The following is a 19,961-nucleotide window of genomic DNA, read 5'->3' as shown; positions in this document are numbered from 1 at the left end:
AGCGCTGGAGCCCGTGATTGTGCCTTTATCCACTATGCCTTGGCAGGTGGGTTCGTCAGGACACTCATCGGAAAGGACCTGTCTTCTTCGGTCGGCAGTATCAGTCTCAACAGCCAGAGTTTTACGTCGGGGTGAGCCGGTGGACGTTATTCGCCATACTCATCGCTGTAGCGGCCCGATCGGCGACCTGGCCAGCGCAGCCAGCACTGACGCGAGTACTGGGGGCGTTCGGAACTCCACAAGTCATTCCCGGACGCTTCCAGCTCAGGATCTTAATCCGGTTGGATAGGCGGTCATTCCCGGGCCCGTTGTGCTTGTCATTATAGATTTGTAGAGACAGAAGCCGAATAGAGGGCGATCAAAACGGCCCCGGTAACCAAACCCGCGAGATGGAGCTTGCGGGTTTGGGAAAATGATTCCCTGGCTGCACGAGGATGCCGAACCGCGAAGGTTGCTCCGGCCATAACGAGAATAAGCCCTGCAATCATCAGCATAAACATGCCGGCTCCCCTCGTGGGCACAGAGCTGGTACAAGGTTTCCGTGACGTCTCGACCATTTTCCGGGCTGCCAGAGCCCGCGTCCGTCCGTGGCCCGCAGCCGCTGCGGTGGGCCCCTCATACCGGAACAGTGGAAGGTTTTATGCGAGCCGGGCATAGGCGATGGCTCCGATTGCCAGAACACCCAGAACGGTGACGGCAATGTTGCCTGCTGTCCGTTGTTTCCGCCGGTTAAAACGGGGCCGAAGCCGTTGTCTGCGGTATACGTGGCGTGCCTTGGTCATTTTCAGTTCCCCAACTGTGTTTCGTGTCCCGGGAAGCGCCGAATTGCCGGCCGTCCCTGCTTGGAGGTCCACCGGACGGTGGACCCGGTTGTGGTATAGCCGCCGTCCTGACCGCGGATTGGGTCTGTCCGGGCCTGTTCATCTGCCCGGGTGACGGAGCAGGCCGGCAGGCCGGTCAGAGTGCCGGGCGCGTGCCGGCGGGCTTTGGGGAAAGCTTTGCCTGGTCACGCACCCGGCGGTTTCCGTTCCCGTTGCAATAACCAGGTCCGGACCGGCGCGTGTTCACACCAGTGGATGACGGTGTGCAAAGGGGGCATGCGCGCCGGGGCCGCAGCCGCTTCCTGTTGACGGGAGGAAGCGGGGCCGACTACTGGATCCTACTAACTGTCAACCCTGATGTGAATATTCATGGGGTGAAGTTATCAATACGTGATCATGAGCGGCTGCCCGGCGGGAGTGTGCTGAATCTTCGCAGAGGCCATCAGGGACTTCGGCCGGGCATCGTGGGGAAAAGGCAGTAGCGCCGGGATTATCGTTCGTCTCCATGGCCAGGCCCATGCCGGTGATGGTCGCTGCAACATCTTCAAGGGCGGTCTGCATGAAGGACAGCGAGACCAGGTTCTCAGCCACCTGCTTCGGGGTTTTGCTAATGCCGGCCTGCTGCAGTGCGTAGCGCTGGACCGCTGCCGTCAGCGTTCCAATCATGACGTGAATCTCCTCTTGCAGCGCAGCCGGCCCGGCAGGGCCGCCGGTCCGGCGGGGGTCAGCCAGCGCCGGGAAACGAGTGGTCTCCGCTGGCGGTGGAACAGAACTTTCCCTGTGCATGTCTTCTCCAATTTCTGGATGATCCATCTTGTGTATTTTCGGTGGCCGATGCCGTGGAGGGCAGTACGCCGGTCTGGCATCGAAACACCTCAGGCGGCTGCAAGTACGGTGGCGAGCGGATTGCCGGTATCCAGATCCGCTCCCGTATGTCGGGTCTGGTCCAGCGATGGCCCGCCGGCACGAGCCGGGGTGGCGCAATAAGAGTTACATTCGCCGTGTGGTACCTCGAAGCCGGTGCACTTCTTGTGACACCGAAATGACTCATTAGCGTCTGTTTATAAGGCTGCTGTCAACCCGGGAGAACCGCCGGAGGGACAGGAACCGGACAGGAACGGACGGTGTAGCTTCCGCGGACGGGGTGGCAGGAACGAACAGCCGTCCGGGCAACGGGGTAGCCTGCCTTGAAAGACCCGCGCGGTTCGGGGACAGGATGCGGTGGGGTTTGTCGGCATTGTCCGCGGGGGATAGGTCACGCCGGAGGAGCCGGAACAGCTCTGGCCTGTTACCCGGAAAGAAACGGATTCAGACCCTGGCAGCACGTGCCGGGTTGATGGCATTTCCGCATGGTGTCCGGCCAGCGCACAGGAATACAACATGAAGCCGGCTGTATTGGTACAGATTTGGGAGAGGACCGAACTATGGGAGGAACCGGGAGTGCTGGCGCGGCACCCTCGCTGGCCCGTAAACCCAGGCACCGCAAAGATCCGAAAGGGGGGCAACTGTTCAGCCTGGCCCCTCTCAGATGGATGGCAGCCTTTACCGCCGTCATTGCCATTGCTGCAACAGGGGCACTGCTGGGTGCCGAGCCAGCAGTGCCCCTCACCGACACGCAAACCCATTCCGGTGCTGCCCGGAACGCCGGTGAATCCACGCCTGCGCTTACGCCGGCACAGCACCCGCCGACCGATGCCCTGGACCCTGCGGAGGATGCAGTGCAAGGCGGAGCAGGAAACAAGCAGGATTCCTCCCCGTCCGGGATACCGGAGATCGAACCCGGGTCTTCAATTCAACCGGTAGTGACGGTCATTTTGTTTATCCTCGCGGGCACCATATCGCTGCTTGTGATGGGCAGCAGCAGGATGAACCCCTAGCCCCGGAGCGGGCAGCCATCACTGCCGGTCCACGGTTTCGGCAGGAACTGCGGGGCGGGGTGGTGCCTGGCTTTGCCATAGACTCCATTTTGGTTCCGGCTCCGACCGGTGGCAGCCTGCCCCGCTGGCACGGTCGGCCGGAACCGCTTCGTTTCCGCCCTGGGACGCAGCCGGGCTTCGTCGACGAACCTTGGACACCCTGGTGAACAGGGCGGGCGTCGGTCCGGCCGACCTGGACAGGGACGGCGGTCTTGTGCTGATGAACCGCCGGCAGCAAAACCACCTGTTGGCCGGCGTTTCGGGGAACCTTGACTTCTGCGGGCACCGGCTGGTGGTTTTCGGCACGGACCGTACCACTCCGTCCCGCCGCCGCACGTCCGGTGCACCGCGCTGCAGCGGGGTGCGTCAGCCGCTGGCCACGCGGGTACCCAACCTTCCCGGGGTGAACACGCTGTACCAGCCGCGTTTTATGGAGTATGTCCGCGGTCGCTGGAGAGGTGGTTTCCCGCTCGTTGCTTACGGCATCGCCGGTCACCGGTCACGCCGGCATCCAGGCGGCGGCATAAGTCGGGAACAGTTTCGATCCGGCAGTTCCCGAGCGGCCGTCGGTGCCTGAATAACCGGCGGGCGGTTTCGGCGGAGCGCATCTCCTTCAGGAATCGGTTTTATCTACGGGGTGAGCCCCGCCGTCCGGATCGGGCGAGGAATCCTCGTCGGGCTTCAGCCCAATGCTGAAAAGGATCGGAAGCTGGCTTGTGAGTTTGACTGAATATTACAAGCAAGCGGGAGAGCAGTAGGGGCCTTTAGGGCAGGGCAGTGTCCCTGTCGCAGGCCTGCCCTCCTCGACAGGTCCGGGCCGTTCAGGGGCGGAATAGTGGCGTGTTTTATCCGCCGGTCTATGGAATCGCCGCTCTGGCAGGAGCGCGGGATGCCGGATGTGTGAACACGCGCCCCATCGCGATTATGAAGTACCACGGTTAAAGGATTGATGACTTAAGCGTGCCTGTTACTGCTTGGGGGTTGACAAGCACTACATTCCATAGTGGCGGGTTGATCTGCCGGCCCAGCGGTGGCCGGCATGCCCGGCATCGCTCGGTCTGCTTGCCGTGCCCCTGAGCGATGCGGCAGGAGCGCGACCCCGGTCACATCCTGGTCCCCCGAAATCGGGTCAGTGGCCGGCCGGCGCTCCTGCCGGCCCACACTTTGCGTCCACGGGCCGGGCGGTGACCGGCAGGACAGGCACGGAGACATTACCTGAACGTGGAGAATGTCGGCCATCCGAATAAATAGTTGGGGAACTGAAATGAAATATGTTCGACGCTGGCGCCGCAGGTGGCGCCGTATGGAGCTCCGGAAACAGAGGGCTGTCGGCAACGGGATAGTTGCCGTCCTTGCTGCTGCCACACTGTGCGCCGTCGCGTACGCAGCCTTGCATTAGACCGCCGATCCGGCATCCGTATCTGTACGTGATGCCTTACGCCAGAACCCGAAAGGACAGCGGCTGAAGTCCGCATCCGATCTCAGCCGCCGCCGTTATGAACGTTCCGCGACGCCAAAGGAGGAAAGCATTGCCTGCCGATTCATATTGTCGTTGCCGTTACCTCATTACGGCTTCCGCCGGTGAAGTTTTCGAGCAGCTTGAGAAGGCAGAGCAAGACCTGATGGTCCTCGCCCGGGAACGGGGGACTGCCGGAATTCTGGCAACCCGCTGGGGACCCGGGCTTTTCACCCTCGAGCTCTCGGAGAACGTTCCCTATGGCGAGACCTGGGAAACCAGGCACACCGAACGGCCGCACCAGGACGGGGTTTTGCCGGGAATGAAGGAAGATCCTGCCGGCACGGATACATCAACCCCTTTAACCGTATGCTCTGTCACGGGCGCTACCGATTTGCTGATTGAACCCTCGGAAACTCAGCAGCCTGATGCCGTCTCGAACGCACATACTGCGAGGGGACATGGCGCATGCTTTTTTTGCTGAAGGGGCAGTGGGCCGGGCAATCATTCCGGACTTTGGGCATCGACATGAAACTGCCCGCAGGCGATCATGCGGGTTCGAGGAAGCACGCCCCGGCAACCGGGCAGACAGAAGGTTCTTCCGGGCGCGCAATACCTGCCGGCAGCGGCCCGCATCCGGTCACGAAAGCCATTGCCCCCGCCGTGATCTGCGTCAACGAGATCACTATAGCGACCCTGCTCGGCGTGCCTGCTGGAAAGGCCATGCCCCGCATAGTGGGTCGGGTGTGGCCGCCTGCCGACGGCAGCCGCAACAGCAGGTTGAGCAACCGCGGGAACACTACACCGCGGAGGCCATGTGCCGGCCGGCGGTACGGTAACCGCATGCCTGCCGCGGGTTCGAAGGCCAGTGCCGCGGCGTACTGCCTGAGTTCTGTGGAACTATATCGTGGCTGACCTCCACAACCAGTCCACCGCGAGACTGTTATCGACCGCGGCGCGCCTGACCGAATACAGATTCAATGAAGAACTCAATGATCTCGGGCTCTCCCATACTGTGCTGACGGTGCTGGCTGAACTGTACCGCTTCGGTCCGGCGAGCCAGAATGACCTGGCCCGGAATCTACGCATTCAGCCCCAGACACTAGGAGCGACCCTGCGGCGGATGGAATCCAACGGTCTACTCCTAAGAAATCCGCGCGCCAACGACCGGCGGGTCATGGATGTTCTCCTCAGCCCTGGCGGTGCCCGGCTGCTGCACAAAGCCAGAGAAGCTGAAAACCGCCTCACAAACGAGATTTTGCCCGATCAGCACAGGCTGAGAATCTCGCTCCTGGAACTGATCGACAGCCTCAGCGTCAAACGCTGGCCCGGACAGAAAGCTCCAGCGGCCGGCCGTGGAACAGCAGCCAACCCATAGCGGAAAAGATGATACCGCTATTCCGTCCACCAGCATCAGAATCATTGCGTCCAGTCATTTCGGGATCACGCGGTCGGCATCAACGCGTTGAACATGATGTCGTATTCGGGGGGAACCGCTGGCGGGGACGCCCGCGGCTGACCATCATCGAGTCCGCGCCCGTCACGCGATCCGGGCCTATTACCTGAAAAAGAGAAAGCAGACTACCCATGGGAAGACTATCGAAGCCGACCATCCGCGACGTCGCGAACATGGCCGGTGTATCGCCGGCGACAGTGTCATATGTGCTGGCCGGGCGCAGCGGCGGTTCGACTACCCGGATCAGCGAACCTACCAAGGAACGAGTTCTCCTCGCAGCCAAAGAGCTCGGCTACGTGGCCAGCATTGCGGCGCGCGGGATGCGGCGCGGCAAGACCGACACGGTAGCGGTGGCCATCGAGAACATGGATGCGCCGTGGGACCGGGCGCTAGCGCAGACCGCGAACCGCATGCTGCCCGCGCACGGCTACCGGGTGGTCATCCTGCTGGGTCAGGAGGCATGGCGGAATTTCATGCTTTCCGGTGGGGCGGACGGCGCCATTTTGGGGTTCAGTACCAAAACCGAGGACGAGAAACGCACCATTCTGGACCTCGCCAAGCGCGGGGTGGCCCAGGTCGTCGTTTCGCAGTTCATGGAACCGGAGGGCTTCGATGTCCTGTCAGTGGATCCCGCGCCGGGCATTGCCGACGCCGCGGCGTATCTGGCGGGCCGGCACAAACGGATCGCGGTGATCCATGACGCAATCTCTTCCCCGGGGAAGCCCGGAACCATGCTTGACCTTTTCCGTGCCGGTCTGGAACAGACCGGCACGACGCTGGACGAGACACTAGTCCGCGCCTCGGCCGGGTCCTGGCGGAGGGCCTGCCACGAGGCGCTGGAGCTGCTCGCACTGCCGGACCCGCCCACAGCATTCTTTGCAACGGCCGATCTGGAGGCACGGTGCGTCTCGGGTGCCGCGATGCTCAAGGGCATCGCCGTGCCGGAGCATTTGGAAATCATCGCGGTGGAGAACCCGCAGCTTGGACAGAACACGGAACTCCCGCTGGCGACCGTCGTCCCGGGCCCCACAGAACATCTGGCGGTGGACCTGCTGCTCGCAAGGCTGAAGGGCGAGGCACCCGAAGCCGGTCTCCGGATCCCGGTACCGTGGACCCTGCATCATCGCCGCGGCGTTCATGAAGCCCTCCAGTCCCCGATATCGGCGGGGGTGTAGCGGATGTTTCGGCAACCTGCAGCCGTTGACGTCCTCCGAACGCTTCGCCTCCGTCCGCGACGCGTCAACCGCCGGCTCACTCATCCCTACGCGGGATAAGATGCCGGTCATCTGATCGAACAGTTCTCCGGCGGCGGCAGCATCGCGACCCACTTCAACGGGTAAGAGCAGCCGGCCGGCAGGGCTTTTGCCAGCTGCTGGGGGTAAATCAGCGCGTTGTTCCGCTGATTCCGCACAGGGAAACCCATTTGCTAAGCATGCTGCCTATTGTGGAAGGAAGCCTGACTTTTACCAATTGGCCGACGCCCCGGTTGCTCTCGACCGCCGCGCGGTTGGCCGATCATGCCTGGGACGAACAGCTGGCATCGCTGCGCTCTGCTTCGTCGACCGTAGTGGCCGTAATCTTCTTTTGCGCTCTCGTCGTACTCATGGAATCCAACCTTTCCCTCTTCCTCGGGCCGGCTCACCCGGCAGGGTATGGCATAAGCCGATTATCTTGACCCCGGTGCCCACCCTAATCTCTTCTCCGGCCGTTCAAACCCAGATAAACGAACCCCACGGCAACCCCCGTCATATGCGCCGTTATCGGCGTTAGGCATCCACTCGACTCGCAGAACGGCGGATGTGCAGAGTCGATGTTGATGACGTCGTTGCACGTTCGGGTTCTGGCGCAGGCGATGTAATACGCGGGCTTAGCGTTGTCCGCTTCGCTGCTTGGTTTTGGGGCGTGTCCGGTCCGAAGCTTCTAAAGGAATCCAGGGCGGGGCAACTGGAAAAGGAAGGGCAGGTAATAGGTCCGGATCTGCCGTTTCGTTGCTTCTCTTCAAGTAGGCCATTAACACCTGTGCCGCTGCTGTCGCATCGGCCAGTGCGGTATGTGCCTCTCCTGCTTCTATGTTGTGTCTCCTGCAGATGTCGGCGAGCGTCGCGGGCTGGCCTGGGTGGAATTGCTGGCTTAGCTGCATGGTGCACAGCGTGGGCCAGGGCGGGGCCTGCACTCCGGCGCGTTCGAATTCGCTGGTTAGGAAGCTGATGTCGAAAGCAGCGTTATGGGCTACGACTACGGCTCCAGCTAACTGGTGTGCGACTTCGTCCAGCACATCGGCAAACCGAGGAGCGGAAACAACATCGTCAGGGCGGATTCCATGGATATGGACTGGTCCGGTCGGCTGATCCGGATTGACCAATGTTGACCAGGTGCTGTCGATGACCCCTGCCGCGTCGAGCCGGACGATCGCGATCTCCACGATCCGATTTTTTTGTGCGGAGAAACCTGTTGTCTCGACATCCACGACGGCGAAAGGCACCGGCCCGTGTTCAGCCCGGGGATCGTAACGAGGGAAGTACATACTCTCCGGGACAGGAACTGCTGAACTCTCAGGGTGGGTGCCGGACGCTTCAGCGAGGCGTCGAAGTACCGGCCAGGTCGTGTCGACGTCGAGGGAACTTGCCGCGTAGGACAGGGTGAGCAGGTCATCGTCCAAATACATGTCATGCTTGTCCCTGCTTTTCACAGCGACGTTTTTTGCCAGTGCGGATGGTTCGGGTGTTTCCGACGCTGCGAGCTGCCTTAGCAGGCTGCCCAATTGTTGAGGTGATGTCTTCCGGAGATTCAAAGCCACGCCATCGAGACTTACGTCGAGATCAGATGCCGTGAGCAGTACATGCAGGGTGTTCATGATCCGGTCACCGGCCCAGGGGAAGAGAATCGTGTCCTCGCCCCATGTAATTAGCGGTTGCTTTGCCAGATTCATTCTCTTGTATGCGGCCCTTCCCTCGGACAGCAGGGTCTGTGCGCTGTGGTCGAGGTAGGCGGGAACATCGTCTTCTTCATATAGACGACGCATCCGCTGGCGTATGCCGTCGGCGATCACAGCGCCACCGCCGGAAAAGGCCGGAGGTCTTCCGCCACGGGCTTGGGCGAGGTCAATTACTTTGTTGGCTGCGTCCACGTGCAGGACGCGCCAGCGCCGCCCGGCGAAAATCAGAAGATTTCCTTCGATAACGGGGTGGTCGATAGGAATGGATCCAAGGGTTCGCCCGGAGGTGATGAGGCGGTACTCCTCAGCGGATTGGAAGGCGCTGTAGAAGCTGTAGTGATTGATGAGCCGCTCGCCAACGCTCCCTGGAAGTAGTGTTCCATCCGAGGCCTGCATGATGAGGTCTTCCTCGCCCAGTCTCCGAAGCAGTCTGACGAACATGGGCCGGTCGACGTGGTTGAAAGGTCCCGCCTCGCAAAGGGCGCTGTAAATTTCAGCCGCAGTTGCGCCTCCGTGCTGGGCTATCACGGACAACACTTGTTGGATCAGCGTTGAGAGGTGTAGCCCACTGGTGTTCGGCGGTTCGTACCATCTTTCAAGCAGCAACTCTACGGTCGCCACGACCTCGAACGTCTGGGCACGGAGCTGGTCCACGGGAGGTGTCCGGTGATCCACGGTATCCTCCGAAATATATAGCCGGAGCGTGGCGGCGCCTCCCCGCCGTCCTGAGCGGCCGAGGCGTTGCCGCAGCGCCGAAACGCTGCCGGGGGCCCCTATCTGGGCGACCGTGTCGGCCGTTCCGATGTCAATGCCCATTTCAAGTGTCGACGTGCAGACCGCGGTGGCGGGCGTTCCCGGCGCGCGGAGCCGGGACTCAACGTCCTCGCGGAATTCCTTGGACAGATTCCCATGGTGGGGGAAGAATTCATTGGCTACGCGGTTGCGTTCGCTGATTTGTTTGAGGAGGTCAGCGTAGGTCTCTACGTTGGCGCGTGAATTTGCGAAGACCAGATTGTCCTGACCTCGAAGATTCCGGAAGAGGTGTTCCGCGATGGCCTTTTTGTCAACACCAGCATCAAATTCTTCCTCAGCGGCGGCATGGGCCGGGTCGGGGCTGGAGCCGATGTAGCCGCGCAGCTGCATGCGCAATTCTGCTTTGTCATCGCTGTCTTCACCGATCAGGTGAACAGAGGCTCCCTGTTTTGGGCGCAGGAACTCCGCCGCGACGGACAGGTCGGCCAACGTGGCTGAGAGTCCGATGCGCGGGATTCTACGCCGGAGGGCGAGTTCAACCCGGTGCAGCAGGGATTGGAGTTGTGCTCCCCGTTCGGTTCCGATGAAGGAGTGCAACTCGTCGATCACAATGTACTGAAGCCCGTTCAGTATCCCCGGAAGGCGGGTTCCTTGGGTGATGAACATGGCTTCGAGGGACTCCGGCGTAATAAGCAGCAGACCGTCTGGTGTTTCCCGCAGGGCCCTGCGGGCGCCCCCGGTAACGTCGCCATGGCGGCGGTGTACCGGGATGTTGATGCTTTCGGCCAGACTTCCAAGCCGCTCGTATTGGTCGTTGATCAAGGCTTTCAGCGGTGAGAGGTAAAGTGCCTTGACGCCGGACGGCAGCGGGCCGTTGTCCTGTTGCTGGGCTAACGCGGACAGGATCGGTAGCCACGCCGCTTCGGTTTTGCCGCTGGCGGTGGCGGCGCTGATGATGACGTCGGTGTCCCCCCGCAGGATGGGATCCACTGCTTCCGCCTGGGTTGAGCGCAGCTGTTGCCACTTCTGGGCCCAGATCCAAGCCTGGATGTGCTTGTGCAGGCGTGCGAACGCAGTTGCAGGAGCGTTCACTTCGTCAGAGTTTGAAAACCGAAAGATCATCGTCGCCGGCATCGTTCGGGGGATTCGGAATCTGGGTCTGGACGCCGGCGGATCCGGTTGCGGGTGGCACTGCGACGTTCCGAGCTGCCGATTCACCGCCGTGGTCAGGGAGCTCCAGCGGTGCGAGATCCGGGTTCGATTCTCGCTCGAGCGTGACGCCGGAAAGCAGGTCCTGCCACCTTTGTTCGGGGTTCTGCTCCAGCACTGCCAGAAGGTCCAGGAAGCCCTTGATCGTGTTGCGGGGCGTCCGGAAATAAGCGTCTCCAATGCGTTCGGCACAGTGGTTCATATACTCGGCGATGCCTTCGTCGCTGATGAGATATGCTGATTCGTCCCCGGCAGCCTGCACATGTCTTAGCTTGGTGAGCAAGACATAGAAGTCTTCCGGCGTCAGGCTGGCCAGGCGCAGCACGGGTCCCGAGTAGTCCACGAGTCCATCGACCGCGTAGCTGTTCTCTTCCAAGCGTGATTGCAGAGCAGCGTATGAATAGAGTCCGCGGCGCGGATCGAGGAGGAAATCGGGGGTCCCGCCAAATATGAACCCCAGCCCCGAAGCTGATCCCTGGGTCGAGTCATTTAGGATCCTCAGGATCTGCTCGTAGTTCGAATTGCGGGCCTGGCTGTTTGCCAGTTTGTAAAGGTTCACCATCTCGTCCAAGCAAATGAGGATCCCGCCGAAGCCGGCAAGACGGACGAACCGTGCCAGGAGCTTGAGCTGGTCGTAGAAATTGGCGTCGTCCACGATGGTTCGCACGCCCAGAGCGATGCGCGCGTCGGTTCGGGTGGTAAATTCTCCGCGCAGCCATCGGACGGCGTCCGACTTGAGCTGTTCGTTACCGCTGTCGTGTCCCTGCCAGTACTTGGTTATGACTTCTGCGAAGTCATAACCGCCGGTGAGTTCGGAGAGCTCGTTCAGGTTCCGGCGGATGATATCTTCTACGGCCTCGCCGGAGGTGCGGGATTCGGTCAGTGCCTGGGTGACGAAGCGCTCGACAACGCTGGACATTGCTCCGCCGTCGGGTTTGGCCCGGGTGGACATGTTCCGCATCAGTTCTGCATACAGGCTCCGGGCCTGCCCGCCGGTGGCGTGCAGACGTCGATCGGGGGACAAATCGGCATGGATCGTGACGAGCTTTTGTTGGAGGGCGATGGAGCGGACAACGTGCAGGAAGAAGGTTTTGCCTGATCCGTAGTCGCCGATGATGAAGCGGCTTCCGGAGCCACCGTCATTGATACGGCTGATATCTGAGAGTAGAGCCTGGACTTCGTTGGCCCGTCCTACCTGGACATGCTGCTGGCCCAGCCGTGGGACCACGCCGGCGCGCAGGGACTGTAGGAGTGAGTCGCGTTCACGGGGCCGGATGGTGGCGAGCGAAGACGTGGTCATGAAAGAAGCTCCTGTAGGGCATAGGCGTTGACTGTCAAGGTTTCCTCGCCTTCGATGAGGGGCTCGTCGGAGGCTTCAAATGCTGCTTCATTCAGGGTGTCCAAGGCGCCCTCAGGAAGGAGGCCGTGCAGGGCGGCCAGATCCTGAAATTCATTCCAGCCGAGTTGTTCCATCCCTACCAAGGCATGGACGACCTTCGAATGTGCCGGGTCGAGACCGGCAACCGCGTTGGCCGGCGAGAACTGCTCTTGCGAAACTTCAGGTTCGGATTCTTCCGGCGCTTCTATGTGAGCTGTGGGCTCTTGCTTTTGTAGGTCTTCGTCGAAGATCTGTATCAGTAGATGAGATACCGCAGCGGTCTCTGCCATTTTTGCCTGGATGACCGTGGGGTCCAGGGCGAACCCCCTCCCGGTCTGGGCCGGGGAGGCGGCGAAACCTGCCGGGCTCTGAGGTATCGGGTAGCCGGCATCCGCCTCTCCTGCCGGGCGAACCGTCACGGGCTGCGTCTCTGGGCTTGATCCAGCAGCCATCACGGCATGTATTTTGCTTGAAACCGTTGAGCTATCCAGGCCGAGCAACTTATAGATCTTCTGCAAAGTGGTGACCTCAGCAGGCGCAATATGTCCGTCGGCAGCAGCCAAGGTGACAAGCATGTCCGCCAGCGATGCCCTTTGTACATCCGTGAGACCGGTGAGGCGCTTGGTCAGGCCCGAGAGTTTCACCTCTGTCGCCCCAAGCCACTGCAGATGTGCTTGCAGACGGGTTCGTTCAGGAACTGTCAGCTGCAGGGATGATTCCAGATGGGCCGTAAGATGATCCAGCTCCGCGGGAGCGACATGTCCGTCCGCGGCGGTTACAGCCGCTGCCAAATGCACCATCGTTAATGCGGTGCTGTAGGCCGGCGTCGGTGAGTGCGGGCTGCCGGGCTGACTGCGGAACAGGACAACAGGAGCCTCGGCCGCAATCGTGGGGCCCCCGAACCGGACATCAGGCTCCATACCTGCACCAAGGCTGGCCAATAGTGTGGCCAGGTTTACCGTGTCCGGTTTGCTGAGCTTGTCGGCACTCCCGGAAGGCCAGTGGTCAAAGAGCTCCGCCCCGGAAAGCAGCGCAGTATCGGATGCCGCAAGTTTTCCCGACACCCAGTCCCGGAAATCACGGACAGCTCCCGTGTCGTCGGCGATCAGGTCCGGCGGTAGTAGTGCAGCGGCTGCCAGGGTTCCACCCCTGTTCGGGTTACGTCCCAGCCACCGGCTGTAAGAGTCCAGTTCTGCCGTAACTTCCTCAAACAGTGCGGAGAGTTTCTTGACCGGTGCCTGCTGCGCAAACACATCCGGTATGTGACTCATGGTCAGGTCCACCGAACCAATTTGGGAGCTCGCCGTCCGGTAGTTGAGTTTCATGCGGGATTTTCCGGGCCTGACGGTAAAACCTTCCGCGTATTTCTGTCTGTATCTGATGTGGAACAAGCGCGTAAATTCCCGCGGGCAGCGGGTGACCGGAGTTTTCACCGATATCTCAGGATGGAACCACGCCCATGCAAGCGCCCACTCTGCCGGGATCGGCGTACCATCGGCGGCCAGGTTGCCCAGCTGGACCTTAAGACCGATGGGAACGAGCCATCGAGACTCCGTCAAGGTCGGAGGTGGGGCCTGAGGTGCAGCCGGCGCCTGCAGCATAAGGAAGTCGATAGCATCAAGGAACTGGGACCCATAGCTGGAGAACGAGCCGCTGCTATCGCCGTATAAGCGGAGCAGGTCAACCATCTCGGCGCGGATCTGTACCAGTTCTCCTGCCAGCTCCGGCTGGGCCGCGATATCGACAAGGACGCGCCGCTCGAGCCCGTACATAAACAAGAAGACATAGCCGATCGGGATGTCCGGGATCCTTCGCCCCTGGGCGAGCCAGCCGAGGTAGGCGGCTCTTCCCGCTGCGGTAATTTCCGCGTAAGACGGCCAATAGCCCAGGCACTGCCCGGACCAGTCGGGGTTTTGCAAGTCGAGCCGAAGCGAAGGATTGATGAGTGAAGGCTCGGTGCCGCCGCGAGGCGACGAGAGCGTTCTGCCGGCATAGACCATCCCAGCCACCTGGAGCCCACGGCCAACCTGAACCGACTCGTTTGGCCCGTACCACCGCGCCTTGTCCAAGGAACCAGCTTTGGGTCGCGGTGCGCCACCTGCAGGTGTGATGCCCTTAACGTCTTCTTGCCTGCCAGACACCGTGGAATCCAGCGGCATCGATTGAGATCCGGGATGCAGAGCAGACGGCGGCGTTACTGGCACGGAGCCCCCGCCGCCACGGCCTCGTTCCGGGAGGGCTGAGCGGCCCCGCAATTGAGCAGCTAAATGCTTGGCCGAATCCGTCTGCGACAGTTGAAGAATCCAGCGGAAACCCGAGGACGTCGTCAGCAGAACGTCCGTATATCTCATGACGGGCAGAACGGGATTGTTCTTGAAACGGCGATCCGGCCCGCCTTTCTTGTTCACGTACTGCCAGGTCGTGCCAACCTGCATGCCATCCGAAGGAACAGCCCCGGGAGACTCAATAAATTCGATGTCCCGCTCAAGAACCTGCAAGGCGTCGTAGCCGAAGTCAGTGAACATTCCCTTTTCGGCGACGAGAATGCGGTCAGGTAGAAAGTAGATCGAGGAGTGGCCTGAGGTTACCCCTGGCACCGCGATGTTAGTGACTAGCTCCTTGGGGCCTTGATCGGAGAACGAGGCGCCAGCCCTCCGAACCAGTGATCCGGCACCCGCGTTAACCTTCTGCTGGTGGCCCTCGTTGAGAGACCCTGATTCATTAACCCGCCAAAGCCCCTTCGACTGTGCCGCATACTGCCCGGCATCAACGAGAGACTGAAAGCGTTGCGCATATTCGTCGTCGACGTCATAAAAAACGACTGCCGAATTCCGTGCCCGGTCTGACAGGACAGCCCACCACACCAGCGGTACTCCTAGAAGGAATACAAAGAAACCGAAGGGCATCGTCGCCAACCCCAGCAGAAGAATTGCAAGTACGACCCAACGGGTCAGCGGCTTCCGCCTCGAGGCGCCATTAAGCTGTGACACGAGGTCATCCGAGGACGTTGGCAGGAGCGTCTGGATGCTGGCCCCTGTCTGATCTTCAAAAATGACGTCGGACGATGTTGAAGCCGGTGGGGCAAGGTGTGCGGAATCGTATCGGTCAGATGGCGGAGACTGCCCTTTGCCGAGACTGGCCTGATAGTAGACGCCGCCGGCACCCATACGAACAAGGTTCCCGCGGGGACCCGATCCGATGCGGAAGCCGGGAACCCCGGCGCTCACGCCTACCCCTGACCCGCTCAAATTGAATCTAAACGGGCCAGCCTTCAGGCTCTTCCGAACATAAAACCCCACTATTGCCCCCCAGTGTAGATAGCACTGGTACGACCTCCCGATCGAACCGAGGTGCCATATTGTCGACGCCAGCTGAGACTCTTCTTCAACTGGGTACGCGATCGGACAGGCGGGCGAAGAAGAGGAAGCAGTCGCAGTTGTAGGCAGACGATGAAACCTTTTCCCAGCATACGATCTTTCCCTTCGAATCGGGCCGACAGCCGACTGCCCATACGGTCGGTGGTCAATGCGCGATGAGGTTCAGGCGTCTCAGCTAGGGGCCACTCTTGAGGCAAGGTGTTCGTCGCAGGAAAGGATCGTTTATCAGGACCGATCGACAGTCCGCTTCCCCCGGCTGCCGGAGGTGGCTGCGGAGCTTGACGATAAATGGCGGCGTTCTCTGTGATCGCTTGGTAGCGCTCAGCCGACGGCAATCGACCATACCGGGAGAAATCCCCGAACCATGCTTAATTGCGAAGAGCCGTTAATCGGCTATCGACAGCCTCGGAAGATGAATGCGACGTAGTTGCGTTCTATTAGAGATCCTCAGTCGTTAGTCCATTGGGTGTATTGCCACAACTTTTCTGAATATGTGCTTCGAGGTCAGTCAGGTAGCTAGTTACATCCTTGACAGAGATCATCTGTAACGGCCTGCCGTCTGCAACATGCCTCCAAAGGAAGCTTGGGTGGTTGGCGGCAATACGTGGATAGGCCAGCCGATAAGCCTGGCTGGTTTCCAATGCCTCAGAGTCACGACCCGTTAGATGTAGAGCAAGAACCTGGTTCGCGACGTTTGGAGGTGTTGGCGGGCGCAGAAGCGCCGCGCCGCGCTTCAGCGAATCAGTCGCCTTGGCCGGGTCGGTAGGCAGTTGACAGAACCCTAAGTTGTTCCAGGCCTCTCCGTCAGTTGGCCGGAGCTCCACAAGCCCGGAAAAAATGTTTTCTGCCGCGCGATGATTCCCTTCGCGGAGACGCTCTACAGCTGTTCTCACGAACTGCATCGGCTGAAGTCCACGCGGTGGAACCACTCTGCCCTTGGTCATGGCGGTTCGTTCCAAGGCAAGCCTTGCCACAGCCTCCGAAGGAATGGATCGTTCAGCAAGGAGTCTGGCTGGGGCAATCCCGAATTGCTCTCCACCAGCGAATCTATATTCGAGAAGGAGGGAGGATGTTGACCAGTCGTTCAAATCGGTTTCAGTAAAGCGATCCCAGATCCACAGTCCTACTTCGTCGCGACTTCTAGGGAAAACGGGGAGGGCGCGGAAAACAGATTCAGGGGGAGCAGAGCCCCTAAGGAAGCCTTCGAGGTCTTCTTCCAGAAGCCGGAACAACCACGGGACTGCCCCGGGTTTTGTTGACTGTCGGGGTTGATGGTTTTCAGGCGGCTTGAAGGTCGGTTTCGATTGTCTCAAACTCGATCGGCGTCAGCCTGCCAAGGGCGCGCTGGCGGCGCCGGCGGTGGTAGGTTTTCTCGATCCAGGTCACGATGGCCAGGCGCAGTTCCTGCCGGGTGGACCAGCGCCGCCGATCCAGGACGTTCTTTTGCAGCAGGGCGAAGAATGATTCCATGGCGGCATTGTCGCCGCACGCGCCGACCCGTCCCATTGAACCGGTCAGGCCGTTGCTCTTGAGTGCCCTTACAAACACGGTGGAGCGGAACTGGGAGCCGCGATCGCTGTGGACCACGGTTCCCCGTGGCGACCTCAAAGCGACTGCGTTGCGCAGCGCAGAAACGGCCAGCGAGGCCTTCATCCGTTCGTCGATGGAGTAGCCGACGATTCGGTTGGAGTAGACGTCCTTGATCGCGCAGAGATACAACTTGCCCTCGTCGGTTCGGTGTTCGGTGATGTCGGTCAGCCACAGCTCGTTCAGTGCCGTGGCCGTGAAGTCCCGGTCCACGAGGTCCTCGTGGACCGGTGGGCCGGCCTTGCGGCTGAGACCGCGCTTCTTGGCGAAGACGGACCAGATCCGCTGGCTGCTGCACAGCCGCTGGACCCGGTTCTCGCCGGCGCTGATGCCCAGGGCCGGCAGTTCGTCGGCGATGAACCGGTACCCGAACGCCGGATCGTCCAGATGGACGTCCAGGGCGGCATTGATCAGGTGCGCGTCCGCCCGGTCCCGGTCGGAGACGGGATTGGCCTTCCATTTGTAGAAGGCCTGCTTGGAGAAGCCCAGCACCCGGCAGGCCACCGCCACGGGGATTCCGTCGGCGGCAAGGTCAAGGACCAGCGGGTACGTCATTTTGGGGGCAGCTCGCGGGCGAAGAACGCCGCGGCCCGGCGCAGGATCTCGTTCTCCTGCTCCAGCAGGCGAATCCGTTTCTTGGCCTCCCGCAGTTCCGCGGCTTCCTTCTCGGTCACGCCGGGGCTGCTGCCGTCCTCGATGTCGGCTTTCTTCAGCCAGTTATGCAGGGTCGCTTCGGAGATCCCGAAGTCCTTGGCGATCTGCGCCAGCGGGGCTTCATGCTTCCGGGCGACGGCAACAACATCGCGGCGGAACTCGGCGGGGTAGGGCTTGGGCACAGGAACATCCTTCCTGCAAGGAATGAATCCTCACAAGTCAGGAGTCAACTGAACCGGGGGCAGTCCCGTTCCACCTCGGAATTTGTGGGGTCGGGGGCCTATCCAGCGCTTCTGAAGGTCGTGCTCATACAGGGGCTGCTTCATCCGGGGGTCCTTCCCTCGCTGCGCAGCATCAGGTCATATCGTCCGCTTCACGATGCGGTACACGGTGCTCCGGGCGACTTTGAAAATATCGGCAATCTCGGTTGTGGTGTGTTGTCCTCCCTTATATAGGGAGACGAGGTGGGCTTCCTGGCTTTTGGAGAGTTTGGGTTGCTTGCCGCGGAGCCGGCCTTTGGCTTTGGCGACCTGCATGCCTTCGCGGGTGCGGGCGCGGATGAGGTCGGATTCGAATTCGGCGACCATGGCCAGGACATTGAAGAGCAGCCGCCCGACGGGATCCGTGGGGTCGTGAACGGACCCGCCGATGCTCAGCTTCACTTTCTTTTTCGTCAGCTCTTCAACAATGTCGCGGGCATCGGGAAGGGAGCGGGCGAGCCGGTCGAGTTTGGTAATGACCAGGGTATCGCCGGCCCGTACTGCGGCGAGGGCTTCACGCAGCCCGGGCCGGTCCCTGTTCCTGCCGGTCAGTCCGTGGTCAACGTAAATCATGTCTTCGGGGACGCCGAGGACGGCGAGCCCGTTCCGTTGCGCGGTGAGGTCCTGCTCATTGGTCGAGACACGGGCGTAACCGACGATGTGTGCTGGCATGGGCTTTACTGTAGCGGATGAGCTACCCCAGCGGGACATTTTTGCGGGCGGGGTATACGCGAATCGAAGAAGCCAGCAATTGCATATGATTTCTCGTGGCGGGGGAGCGGTGATCGAGTGTCGCGATGGAGGACCGGCTAGTGGGACGGCGTGTAAGAGACCCCTATCGCCCAAATCTCTAGTCCTTGAGATGTCTGAGTGCAGTCTGGGACTTTGGCCTCGAAGCGTCAGAAATTGCTGGATTTGAATTCCACCCTGAATCTTTCAGCTATGCGCCCCTGGTCGGATGGTGCACTGCTGGCGTCACCGCTCTGGCATGGGTGTGGCGGATCTGCTGGCGGCAGGACCGCGCAGGGACTGAACGCGTCGCATCGCGAGGAGTCCGCCTCCCGCGTGACCAACAATGCGATCATCACGGCTTGCATCGCGAGCATTGCGGCCGTGGTGGTCGCATTGATCCAGTCCAGCGGCCAGGGCGGAGACCCGACCTCGGTGGCATTGGTCATCCTGGGCGTCCTCGGCACGATCGTAGCCTGGGCGCTCGTCAACACGGTCTATGCCTTGAAGTACGCCCGCATGTACTTCCTCGATCACCCTGGCGACGGGTTCGACGTCAAGCAGGAGCCGCAACCTGCCTACAGCGACTTCGCTTACTTCGCATTCACCGCAGGCATGTCCTACGCTGCGCCTGAAACCGAGCCGGTCAATAGTGACATCCGACGCAAAGCACTTCTTCACGCTCTTCTGTCGTATTTCTTCGGGACAGTCCTGATCGCGGTCGCCATCAATTTGGTCTGGGGCAAGGGTGATGTGCGGGTGTAACCAGCATTTGCGTTGCTGGCCCGAACCCTTCTCCGCCTGGGTGAACCCCGCAAAAGCGCCTAACGCGATGCGAAGGCACGTCAGACAGGTAGTGATTCCAGTCTTGCTCACGGGCCTCCAGCTACCCCACCGCCTGCCGCTGGTCCTCGAACTGGGTGACCGTGGACAATCCAACCATGACCGGCTGTCCGCGGGAGGCTGGGACGACGCTGAAGTGCGGCTCGCCGACATCATCCGGCAGGTACCAAGAGGCGTTGCATTGCGACGTCCAGTTCCCGAAGGTCGCACTGACCTAGTGCAGGAGTACGCCGCCGCTAGCCAGCCGTTGGTCAGCTCTGCCAGTGCGCAGGGGGCGATGGCGGCGAAGAGAGGGATCTTATCCGGGTAGATGAACTCGTTCCTGGCGTGGGCGCCGTCGCCCCCGTCTCCCACTGAGCTCACGCCTCACAGGACGGGGATGCCGAGGGCCGACACGAATTTGGCGTCGCTGCCACCGCTTGGGGCAGTAAGTGGCCCAGCTCGGCGGCTGCCTCTGCGACCAGGTCGAAGGCGGCGGCTGGGGCCGGTCAGGTGCATGAATGGCCCGATTCCAGTAGTGGTCGATCTCGATGCGGACGCGTTCGCCACTGACTGCGATCGCGCCGAGTGAAGCGTCGACACGTTTC

12 protein-coding genes and 1 pseudogene are annotated in these 19,961 nt (G+C 61.2%); 5 read left to right on the top strand and 8 right to left on the bottom strand.

Annotated features, from left to right (window positions below):
* Window positions 1-1,169: 1,169 nt before the first annotated feature.
* Entirely contained in the window at window positions 1,170-1,487 is a 318-nt protein-coding gene (locus AC20117_RS23120) for a hypothetical protein (RefSeq protein WP_074703546.1), read from the bottom strand.
* A gap of 866 nt (window positions 1,488-2,353) precedes the next feature.
* Here AC20117_RS23120 and AC20117_RS23115 point away from each other — a divergent pair.
* The 4 genes from AC20117_RS23115 to AC20117_RS23095 all read left to right on the top strand — a co-directional run bounded on the left by AC20117_RS23115 (window position 2,354) and on the right by AC20117_RS23095 (window position 6,824).
* Window positions 2,354-2,698 carry a hypothetical protein gene (locus tag AC20117_RS23115; protein ID WP_074703545.1) on the top strand — a complete coding sequence of 115 codons (345 nt, stop codon included), beginning with the start codon at window positions 2,354-2,356 and terminating at the stop codon, window positions 2,696-2,698.
* Window positions 2,699-4,266: 1,568 nt separating this feature from the next.
* Window positions 4,267-4,677 carry a hypothetical protein gene (locus AC20117_RS23105; RefSeq protein ID WP_101632771.1) on the top strand — a complete coding sequence of 137 codons (411 nt, stop codon included), beginning with the start codon at window positions 4,267-4,269 and terminating at the stop codon, window positions 4,675-4,677.
* A 423-nt stretch (window positions 4,678-5,100) separates the two neighbouring features.
* The gene (locus AC20117_RS23100; RefSeq protein WP_074703543.1) at window positions 5,101-5,571 is read left to right on the top strand and encodes a MarR family winged helix-turn-helix transcriptional regulator; all 471 of its coding nucleotides are present in this window, start codon (window positions 5,101-5,103) and stop codon (window positions 5,569-5,571) included.
* A 209-nt stretch (window positions 5,572-5,780) separates the two neighbouring features.
* Window positions 5,781-6,824 carry a LacI family DNA-binding transcriptional regulator gene (locus tag AC20117_RS23095; RefSeq protein ID WP_074703542.1) on the top strand — a complete coding sequence of 348 codons (1,044 nt, stop codon included), beginning with the start codon at window positions 5,781-5,783 and terminating at the stop codon, window positions 6,822-6,824.
* A 692-nt stretch (window positions 6,825-7,516) separates the two neighbouring features.
* On the opposite strand, the gene AC20117_RS23090 is transcribed toward AC20117_RS23095, so the two are convergent.
* The 7 genes and pseudogenes from AC20117_RS23090 to AC20117_RS23070 form a co-directional block, all read right to left on the bottom strand.
* Window positions 7,517-10,429 carry a DEAD/DEAH box helicase gene (locus AC20117_RS23090; protein ID WP_074703541.1) on the bottom strand — a complete coding sequence of 971 codons (2,913 nt, stop codon included), beginning with the start codon at window positions 10,427-10,429 and terminating at the stop codon, window positions 7,517-7,519.
* A 4-nt stretch (window positions 10,430-10,433) separates the two neighbouring features.
* A complete protein-coding gene (locus AC20117_RS23085; protein WP_074703540.1) occupies window positions 10,434-11,846 on the bottom strand; it encodes an ATP-binding protein in 1,413 nt (470 codons plus the stop codon).
* Window positions 11,843-14,914: a tellurite resistance TerB family protein gene (locus tag AC20117_RS23080; protein WP_236777658.1), complete on the bottom strand. Its 3,072-nt coding sequence runs from the start codon at window positions 14,912-14,914 to the stop codon at window positions 11,843-11,845. The genes AC20117_RS23085 and AC20117_RS23080 overlap by 4 nt, the downstream gene beginning before the upstream one ends.
* A 165-nt stretch (window positions 14,915-15,079) precedes the next feature.
* Window positions 15,080-15,223: pseudogene (locus tag AC20117_RS24410) on the bottom strand (DUF4236 domain-containing protein); the annotation flags it as partial.
* Window positions 15,224-15,738: 515 nt separating this feature from the next.
* Complete coding sequence (locus tag AC20117_RS23500) at window positions 15,739-16,533, bottom strand: tetratricopeptide repeat protein (RefSeq protein ID WP_139186848.1); 795 nt, start codon at window positions 16,531-16,533, stop codon at window positions 15,739-15,741.
* A 46-nt stretch (window positions 16,534-16,579) separates the two neighbouring features.
* A protein-coding gene (locus tag AC20117_RS23075) for an IS3 family transposase (RefSeq protein WP_101632781.1) occupies window positions 16,580-17,724 on the bottom strand; the annotation gives its coding sequence in 2 pieces (ribosomal slippage) (window positions 16,580-17,451 and window positions 17,451-17,724; 1,146 coding nt in all).
* Between the two features lie 177 nt (window positions 17,725-17,901).
* Complete coding sequence (locus AC20117_RS23070) at window positions 17,902-18,474, bottom strand: recombinase family protein (RefSeq protein WP_074703538.1); 573 nt, start codon at window positions 18,472-18,474, stop codon at window positions 17,902-17,904.
* Window positions 18,475-18,687: 213 nt separating this feature from the next.
* Here AC20117_RS23070 and AC20117_RS23065 point away from each other — a divergent pair, with 213 nt between their 5' ends.
* Window positions 18,688-19,296, top strand: coding sequence for a DUF1345 domain-containing protein (locus AC20117_RS23065; RefSeq protein WP_139186847.1), 609 nt, complete (start codon window positions 18,688-18,690; stop codon window positions 19,294-19,296).
* Window positions 19,297-19,961: the final 665 nt, after the last annotated feature.

Origin of the sequence: Arthrobacter crystallopoietes (assembly GCF_002849715.1) — a bacterium.
GTDB classification, from domain to species: Bacteria; Actinomycetota; Actinomycetes; order Actinomycetales; family Micrococcaceae; genus Crystallibacter; species Crystallibacter crystallopoietes.
Note: the sequence above shows the minus strand (reverse complement) of the source record. Positions and strands in the feature narration are given on the sequence as shown.